At 72.0% G+C, this 8,111-nt stretch carries 9 protein-coding genes; 3 read left to right on the top strand and 6 right to left on the bottom strand.

Features of this window, described 5'->3' with window-relative positions:
- A partial coding sequence (locus tag HW577_RS15690; protein WP_232474975.1) for a hypothetical protein occupies positions 1-335 on the top strand: 335 nt, incomplete at its 5' end.
- Positions 336-377: 42 nt separating this feature from the next.
- On the opposite strand, the gene HW577_RS15685 is transcribed toward HW577_RS15690, so the two are convergent.
- The 6 genes from HW577_RS15685 to glpK all read right to left on the bottom strand — a co-directional run bounded on the left by HW577_RS15685 (position 378) and on the right by glpK (position 6,425).
- Positions 378-1,505: an enolase C-terminal domain-like protein gene (locus tag HW577_RS15685; RefSeq protein ID WP_198377092.1), complete on the bottom strand. Its 1,128-nt coding sequence runs from the start codon at positions 1,503-1,505 to the stop codon at positions 378-380.
- A gap of 29 nt (positions 1,506-1,534) precedes the next feature.
- Complete coding sequence (locus HW577_RS15680) at positions 1,535-1,882, bottom strand: AtuA-related protein (protein ID WP_332837737.1); 348 nt, start codon at positions 1,880-1,882, stop codon at positions 1,535-1,537.
- Complete coding sequence (locus HW577_RS15675; protein ID WP_198377091.1) at positions 1,873-3,252, bottom strand: acyclic terpene utilization AtuA family protein; 1,380 nt, start codon at positions 3,250-3,252, stop codon at positions 1,873-1,875. The genes HW577_RS15680 and HW577_RS15675 overlap by 10 nt, the downstream gene beginning before the upstream one ends.
- Positions 3,249-4,433, bottom strand: a complete 1,185-nt coding sequence (locus HW577_RS15670; protein WP_198377090.1) for a DegT/DnrJ/EryC1/StrS family aminotransferase — start codon at positions 4,431-4,433, stop codon at positions 3,249-3,251. The genes HW577_RS15675 and HW577_RS15670 overlap by 4 nt, the downstream gene beginning before the upstream one ends.
- A 69-nt stretch (positions 4,434-4,502) precedes the next feature.
- Entirely contained in the window at positions 4,503-4,820 is a 318-nt protein-coding gene (locus tag HW577_RS15665) for a Flp family type IVb pilin (RefSeq protein WP_198377089.1), read from the bottom strand.
- 90 nt (positions 4,821-4,910) lie between these two features.
- On the bottom strand, positions 4,911-6,425 hold the full coding sequence (gene glpK / locus HW577_RS15660) for a glycerol kinase GlpK (protein ID WP_198377088.1): 1,515 nt from the start codon (positions 6,423-6,425) through the stop codon (positions 4,911-4,913).
- Between the two features lie 109 nt (positions 6,426-6,534).
- Between glpK and HW577_RS15655 the strand changes: the two genes are divergently transcribed.
- Both HW577_RS15655 and HW577_RS15650 read left to right on the top strand, forming a co-directional pair.
- Complete coding sequence (locus tag HW577_RS15655) at positions 6,535-7,083, top strand: cytochrome P460 family protein (RefSeq protein WP_198377087.1); 549 nt, start codon at positions 6,535-6,537, stop codon at positions 7,081-7,083.
- A gap of 10 nt (positions 7,084-7,093) precedes the next feature.
- On the top strand, positions 7,094-8,111 hold a 1,018-nt coding region (locus HW577_RS15650; protein ID WP_198377086.1), incomplete at its 3' end, for an amidohydrolase family protein.

Raw genomic sequence — 8,111 nt, 5'->3', positions numbered from 1 at the left:
CCCCGAACCGCGGCCCGATGGCCGGGGCCGACGCGCAGGACGAAGCGCGCAGGCTGCCCGTGGCGATCCGCGCCGCCGACCCGCCGGTGCAGGCGCTGGTCGCCGCGCTCGCGGCCGACATGGCCGGCGAAGGACGCGACGACTACCGCCGCGCGCTGGCCGCGATCGGCACGACGCATGCGATGCTCGCCGAGCGCGCGCGGCACCTGCGCCAGGAGGAACTCGCGCGCGCGTTGCGGCAGGCCGAGGACGGGCTGCGGCGCATCATGCTGCGCCTGCCGCAGGATCCGGCCCTGGCGACGCGGCCGCCGGGCGGCGCGACGCTGCGCCCATAGAGCGATATCCCATCAGCCGTGTCCTGCTGATCGGATGTTGCTCTAGCCCTCCAGCGCGACGCTCACGCGCCGCACCGCATCCTCGTCCACCTCCACGCCGAGCCCCGGGCCATCGGGCACGATGGTCTGGCCGTCCTCGATGCGGATCGGCGTTGCCAGGATCTCGACACCCATGACGAAGGTGGAGGTATAGAACTCCGCCCCGAGCGCGATGTTCGGCGTGGCGGCGACAAGGTGCAGCCCGGCGGCGATGGCGAGCCCGGCCTCGAACATGGTGCCGCCATAGGCGGTGATGCCGGCGGCCTCGGTGATCGCCGCGACCTCCCGCGCGCGCTGGATGCCACCGCTCTTCATGATCTTGATGCTGACCAGGTCGGCGAAGCGGTCGCGGACGAGCTCCACCGCCTCGGCGGGGTCGAAGACGCTCTCATCGGCCATGATGGGCGTGTCGAGCGCGCGGGTGATCTCGGCCATCGCCGCGCGCTGGTGGCGCTTGACCGGCTGCTCGATGAAGGTCGGGCGGAAGGCCTCGATGTCGCGCAGCAGGCGGATCGCGTCCCAGGGATCGAGCCCCTGGTTGTAGTCGACGCGGATGTCGGCGGTCGCGGGCAGCGCGGCCTTCAGCCGCTCCATCCGGCGCAGATCCTCGGCATGGCTGGTGAAGCCGGTCTTGACCTTGAAGATGTTGACGCCGTGGTTCGCGATGACGTCGCGCGCGAAGTCGAGATCCTCCTCGAAGTCCGGATTGGCGATGGAGACCGAGAGCGGGATGCGGTCGCGGTGCCGCCCGCCGATCAGGGTGGAGACCGGCGCGCCGAGCCGCTTGCCCGCGATGTCGAGCAAAGCCATCTCGACCGCCGCCTTCGCGTCGCCATGGCCGGTCACCGCCTTGTCCATGGCGCGCATCAGCGTCGTCACGCGCATCGGGTCGGCGCCGACAAGCACCGGCTTGAGGTAGCGGGAGATGGCGGCCGCACTCGCCTCCGCCGTGCCGGTGAAGACCGCCCAGGGTGCCGCTTCCCCCCAGCCGACGATGCCGCCATCGGTGCCGATGCGGACGATCACGCCGGGCATGCTGCGCTCGATGTCGCCCACGCCGTGCCGCCGCTTCATGCGCAGCGGCCAGACGACGAGATGGACCGTGACGTCGGTGATGCGGAGATCGCCCATGCGCGCTGCTCCCGTGGCTGACCGCAAGCCTAGGCCGGGCTGCGCGCGTGGCAAGCGGGCACGCGCACCGTCAGGGCAAGCAGGCGGAAGGACAGGCTCTTGCCGTGCCCGTCGAGGTTCAGCGATCCGTTCACGCCCCCTTCCAGCACGTCGTCGATGACGAAGTTGAAGGCGTGGATCAGCGGCAGGTCGAACCGCGTGCAGCGCGTCGCGCCGCGATGGCGGAACAGCTCCAGCACCCGTGCCTCGGTCACCTGCTCGGCCAGCAGAGGATACAGCGACGGGTCGTAGGGCATGAGGGAGAGGTTCCCGCGGTTGCCCTTGTCCCCCGCGCGGGAATGCGCGACCGCGTGCAGCGGCACCTCGATCAGTTCCACAGCCGCGCCTCCCGCACCGTCACCTCCGTCGGCACCATCTCCCGCGGCAGCAGGAAGGATCGCGTGAGGATGCGTGGCGTCACGCGCCAGCGTGCGCCGGATGTGCCTGCCGTGCCGCAGCAGAGCATCGCCAGCGCTTCCCGCGCCGCCTGGTCCGCATCGTCGCGGCTCGCACTTTCGACCGCGAGGCGGATGCGGATGTCGGGTGGTTCGGGGCCATCGTAGGATCGCCACAGCGCGCCGTCATCGGAATCGTGCACGGCTGAAACGCCGATCAGGTCGGCGCGGGCGCGGCGGGCGAGGCCGCGGCGCCTGACCCGTTCCAGCAGCACGTCGGCGGTCGCGCGCGCGCGGGCCAGCGCGTTCGGCCCGGCGACGGAGACCTCGCCCTCCCCCAGCCAGGACCCTTCGTAGCACGCCGTCACCTTCAGCCGGTCCGGCCGCGCATGGCCCCGCACGCCGGCCATGGCGACGCGATCCTGGCCGCGCTGTTCGAGCGTCACGCCGGTGATGTCCATGACGACATCGGGCGTCATGTAGGCCGCCGGGTCGTGCAACTCGTACAGCAGCTGTTCCTTCACGCTGCGCAGATCGACCAGCCCGCCCGTGTCGGCGGCCTTGGTGATCACGAAGGCGCCGTCGCGCGGCACTTCTGCGATTGGGAAGCCGATATTCGCGGGGTCGGGAATGTCCTTGAAGCCGGGATCCCAGAAGACACCGCCGGTCACCTGGCTGCCGCATTCGAGCAGATGCCCGACGGCCGCGCCGCGCGCGAGATTCGCCCAATCGTCCTCCGCCCAGCCGAAATGGTGCATCAGCGGCGCGATGGCGAGCGAGGGGTCGGAGGTGCGCCCGGCGACGACGACCTGCGCGCCCTGCGCCAGCGCCTGCGCGAGCGGCGCCGCGCCGATATAGGCATTGGCGGAAACAAGCGTCCAGGCGGACATGTCGAGCCCCGCATCCGCCTCATGCACCGGCAGCGTGGCGAGATCGACGCTCGCGCTGACATCGTCGCCCGTGACGACGCCGATGCGCAGCGCCGGCAGGCCGAGCCGGCGGGCGAGCCGCGCGACGCAGCGCGCCGCCGCCATCGGATTGGCGGCGCCGAAATTGCCGAGGATCGGAATGCCGGCCCTGGTGCAATCCGCGAGGATCGGTTCGAGCAGGCGTTCGAGCATCGGCTCGTAGCCGGCCTCCGGGTCACGCCGCTTCTCGATCTGGGCGAGGGCGATGGTGCGCTCGGCGAGGCATTCGAAGAACATCGCCGCGGGCAGGCCGCGATCGACCAGCGTGCGCACCACTGGGATGGGCGCATCGACGCGGTCGCCGGAAAAGCCGGCGCCATTGCCGACGAGGAACAGGTCGCTCATGCGCAGCAGTCCCGGAGTGCTTCGGCCAACAGCGGCAGGTCGGCATCGTCGAGCGCGATGGGGTTTACCGCAAGCACGCCGCGCCGGATGCGCGAGGCATCCAGGTGCACCGCGGGGTTGCGCGCGCGCAGCGCCGCATCGGCGCGCGCGGCCGCGGTGGCATCGGCGAAGCGGAGTTCCAGCAGCGGCAGGCCGGGCTTCGCGCCATCCGGCACCAGCGCGGCGCGCGGCGCCGCCCCTTCCAGCGCCTTCAGCCGTGCCGCCCAGCGCGCGGTGCGCGCCGCGGGATCCTCGGCGGCGAAGCGATGCAGGGCGACGATCAGCCCGACGATCTCCTCCTTCCCCGTCTTCGCCGCCCGTCCGATGCCGTGATGCGGCAGGAAGCGGAGCTGGTTCAGCGGCGCGAATTCCGCCGGCGCCACGAACTGCGTCTCCGGCAGGTCGAGGTCGAGCATCTGCACCAGCGCGCTGCCGACGAGGTCCCGCCGCCCGGCGAGGATGCCTGAGGCCTGCGGCCCGCCGATCGCCTTGCCGCCGGAGAAGCACACCAGATCCGCGCCCTCCGCGATGAAGCGGCGCAGATTGTCCGCGGGCGGCAGTTGCGCGGCGGCATCGACCAGCACCGGGATGCCGCGCGCATGCGCGACGCGCGCGACCTCGGGCAGGGTCGGTTCCGCCTGCTCGCCCGCGAGGTGGAAGATCGCGGCGGTGCGATCGGTGATCGCCTCGGCCAGCTCGCCCGCGCTCGCGTCGCGCACGCCCGGGCCGGAGAAGCGGTCGGGAATCCCCACCTCGACGATGCGCCCGCCGGCGGCGCGCAGCGCGCGGTCATACATGTTGCGCTGGCTGCGGATCACGAGGAACTCGTCCGGCATGCCCGCGGTGTCCGGCAGGCGGTTCATGCGGGCGGGATCGAGCCGCGCCATGCAGGCGGCGGCACCCAGCATCAGCGCGGCGGCGGCGCCGGCGGTGACGATTCCGGCCTCGGCCCCCGTCGCCTCGGAGATCGCGCGCGATGCCGCGGCCTGGAGATGGTGCATCTCGACGCAGAAGCGCGCCGCCTCGGCCATCGCGGCGACCACCTCCGGCGCCATCATGCCGCCGGACAGGCGCGTATTGGTCCCGTAGCCGTTGATGATGCGCGGAACGCCAAGCGCGGCGACGATGCCGACGGTTGCCATGGACCCCTCCCCCGGGCAGCGCCCCCATCCTGCGTCCGGCCGGGCGTCATGGCGAGGTCGCGCGCCGCGTCAGTCCTGTCGGCGCAGCGTGTGTTCGTCATAGATGCGGCGACGCCCGCCATCGTCTTGCGCGGCGTCGGATGTGCGGGTGGCGGTGGCCGTGCCGGTCCCGCCCGCCAACCTGTCGGCCGTCGCCAGGATCTGCGTGCCGATGTTCGCGAAGGTGGTCAGCAGGTTGCTCCGGAAGGCGATCGTCGCGCCGCCGGCGATGACGACGATGCCGGCGGCCAACAACGCGTACTCCGACGCCACAAGGCCCCGGTGGTCGCGGAAGACGCTGCTGCGGGGCGCCTTTTTCGGCCGATATCGCAACGAAAACGTGAACATGGTTAACGATACTGAATGCAATCCAGGCGGCGCGACGGGGAATGTGTCGCCTTTTTTCGTCCAGCGCTCAATTTCGCGCCAAGGTTGTCGTCACGCTGCACCGGCACCACCAAGGCGACCTTGTGTGCGCCGCAGCGCGTCCTGCCACAGGGCATAGCGCCGGCTTGCCTCAACCGTCCCCGTACCGGGCAGGAACCTCCGCTCCAGCCGCCAATGCGTCGCGCCGCCCTCACCGGGCGGCGGCAGAAGCCCCGCCTGCACCCCGGCCAGCCAGGCCGCGCCCAGCGCCGTCGTCTCGCGTAGCGCCGGCCGGTCGACCGGGGCGGCCAGCACGTCGGCCAGCGCCTGCATGGTCCAGTCGGAGGCGACCATGCCGCCATCGACGCGCAGCACCGTCTCCCCGGAACTCGTCCAGTCGGCACGCATCGCCTCGACCAGATCGCGCGTCTGGAAGGCGACGCTCTCAAGCGCCGCGCGACAGAGCTCCGCCCGCCCCGTGCCGCGCGTCATGCCGAAGATCGCCGCGCGCGCCTCCGCATCCCAATGCGGCGCGCCGAGGCCGGTGAAGGCCGGCACCAGGATCACCTCCTGCGCCGGGTCCGCCTGCGCGGCCAGCGTTCCGGCCTCCGCCGCGTGGCGGATGATGCCAAGCCCGTCGCGCAGCCACTGGACCGCCGCGCCGGCGACGAAGATCGCCCCTTCCAGCGCATAGGTCCGGCGCCCGCCCAGCTGGTAGGCGATGGTCGTCAGCAGCCGCGCGCGGGAGGCAACCGGCGCGTCGCCCGTGTTGAGCAGCGCGAAGCAGCCCGTGCCGTAGGTCGACTTCACCATCCCCGGCAGGAAGCAGCCCTGCCCGACCGTCGCCGCCTGCTGGTCCCCCGCCACGCCGCGCACGGGCACGGCGGCGCCGAGCAGCCCGGCCTCCGTCTCCCCGTATTCGGCGGCACAGTCGCGCACCTCGGGCAGGATGGCCTCGGGGATGCGGAACAGGCGGAGCAGGTCCTCGTCCCAGCAGCCGCGGCGGATGTCGAACAGCATGGTGCGCGACGCGTTGGTCGCATCCGTCGCATGCACCCGCCCGCCGGTCAGGCGCCAGACCAGGAAGGAATCGACGGTGCCGAAGGCGAGGTCCCCGCGTTCCGCCGCCGCGCGCGCGCCGGGCACGTTCTCGAGCATCCAGGCGAGCTTCGTCGCCGAGAAATAGGGGTCCGCGAGGAGCCCGCTGCGGCCGGTGAGGAGCGGCTCCATCCCCTCCGCCCGCAGCCTGGCGCAGTGGTCGGCCGTACGGCGGTCCTGCCAGACGATGGCGCGGTGCAGGCAGCGGCCGGTCGCGCGGTCCCACAGCAGCGTCGTCTCGCGCTGGTTGGTGATGCCGATGCCGGCGATGCGCGTGGCATCGCCGCCCGCCGCGGCCAGCGCACCGCGCAGCGTCGCGAGCGTGCCGGCCCAGATGTCCTCGGGCTCGTGCTCCACCCAGCCGGGGGCGGGGAAGTGCTGCGGCAATTCCTCCTGCGCCGTGGCGAGCGGCGCGAGCGCCGCGTCGAAGGCGATGGTGCGCGTGCTGGTGGTGCCCTGGTCAAGGGCGAGCAGCAGGTCCTGGGTCATGGCGCGGCGTGTCCTCCGTTGCGCAGGATAGCCGGGGGCGACGGCACGGAAACCCTTGCGCGCCAGCCCGGGAGCAGGCGGGATAGGCGCATCGGGTGGAGGAACCGCCATGCGACGCGCCATCGTCCCTGCCATCGCCCTGCTCGCCGGCGCGATCGGCGCCGCCGCCATGGCCCAGCCCCGCGCCTATGCGCCCGGGCCGCAGAACATCAGCCTGCCGCCCGACTGGCCGCAGCGCTTCATCCGCTACACCACGGTGGACAAGCCGGACCGGAGGATCATCCGCAACATCTACATCAACCCCGAAGCCTATGCCGCGCTGCGCCCGGGTGAGCCCATCCCCTACGGCGCGCTCGTCATCATGGCCGACCAGCGGGCGCGGCTGGATGGCGCGGGGCAGCTGCTGCTCGACGGGAACGGGCGACTGATCCCGGAACCCGCCTTCATCGCCGTCGCCGCGCAGCAGAAGGAACGCGGCTGGGGCGAAGGCTACGGACCCGATCTGCGCAACGGCGAATGGGAATATGCCCGCTTCAACCCGGCCAGCGGCGAGCGGATCGACGGCCCGCTGAACGCCTGCTTCACCTGCCACCTGCAGGCGCGCGCCCAGCAGGATTTCACCTTCACCACCTGGGACTACGCGAACCGCACCCGCTGAGGAGCCCGACATGACCGCACCGCTGCTGATCCGCGACGCCGCCTGGGCCGTGGTGTGGGACGCGCCCGCGCACCGCCACGCCTATGCGCGCGGCATGGACGTGCTGGTGGAGGGCGGCCGCGTCTCCGCCATCGCGCGGCATGATCCCGACGCGCCCGTGCCCCCCGGCGCCGAGGTGGTGGACGGGCGGCGGATGCTGGTCATGCCAGGCCTGGTCAACATCCACACCCACCCGACCACCGAGCCCGCCAGCCGCGGCGTGCGCGAGGACCACGGCGTGCCGGAACAGCAGATGTCCGGCCTGTTCGAACGCCTGCAAGCCTTCCGCATCGACCAGGCGGGCCAGGCCGCCGCCATGCGCCTCGCCTATGCCGAGCTGATGTCGGCCGGGGTGACGAGCGTGGTCGACCTCTCGCCGCCCTTCCCCGAATGGCTCGGCATCATGCGGGAAAGCGGGCTGCGCGTCTGGGCGGGCCCCGGCTTCGCCGCGGCGCGCTGGGGCATGGCGGCGCCACAGACGGTGACCTGGATGTGGAACCGCGAAGGCGCCCGCACCCAGTTCGAAGAAGCGAAGCGCGTGATGAAGGACGCCGAGGCAGACAATTCCGGCCGGCTGCACGGCATCGTCTTCCCCGCCCAGATCGACACGGTGGAGGAGGACATGCTGCGCGAAAGCATCGCCTATGCCGGGGAGACCGGCCGCCCCTTCACCACCCATATCGCCCAGGCGGTGGTCGAGGTGCGGGAGATGATCCGCCGCCATGGCGTCACACCCATCCAATGGGCGGCATCCATCGGGCTTCTCACGCCGCGCTCGATCCTCGGCCACGCGATCTTCGTCGACGAGCACGCCTCGATCGGCTGGCACACGGCGAAGGATATCGGCCTGGTCGCCGACCACGGCGCGACGGTCGCGCATTGCCCGACGCCCTTCGCGCGCTATGGCGAGCACCTGAAGCACTTCGGCAAGTACCGCGCGCGTGGCGTGAACATGGGCTTCGGCACGGATTGCGCCCCGCACAACCTGA

It is taken from the genome of Neoroseomonas rubea (genome assembly GCF_016106015.1).
GTDB lineage: Bacteria > Pseudomonadota > Alphaproteobacteria > Acetobacterales > Acetobacteraceae > Neoroseomonas > Neoroseomonas rubea.
Note: the sequence above shows the minus strand (reverse complement) of the source record. Positions and strands in the feature narration are given on the sequence as shown.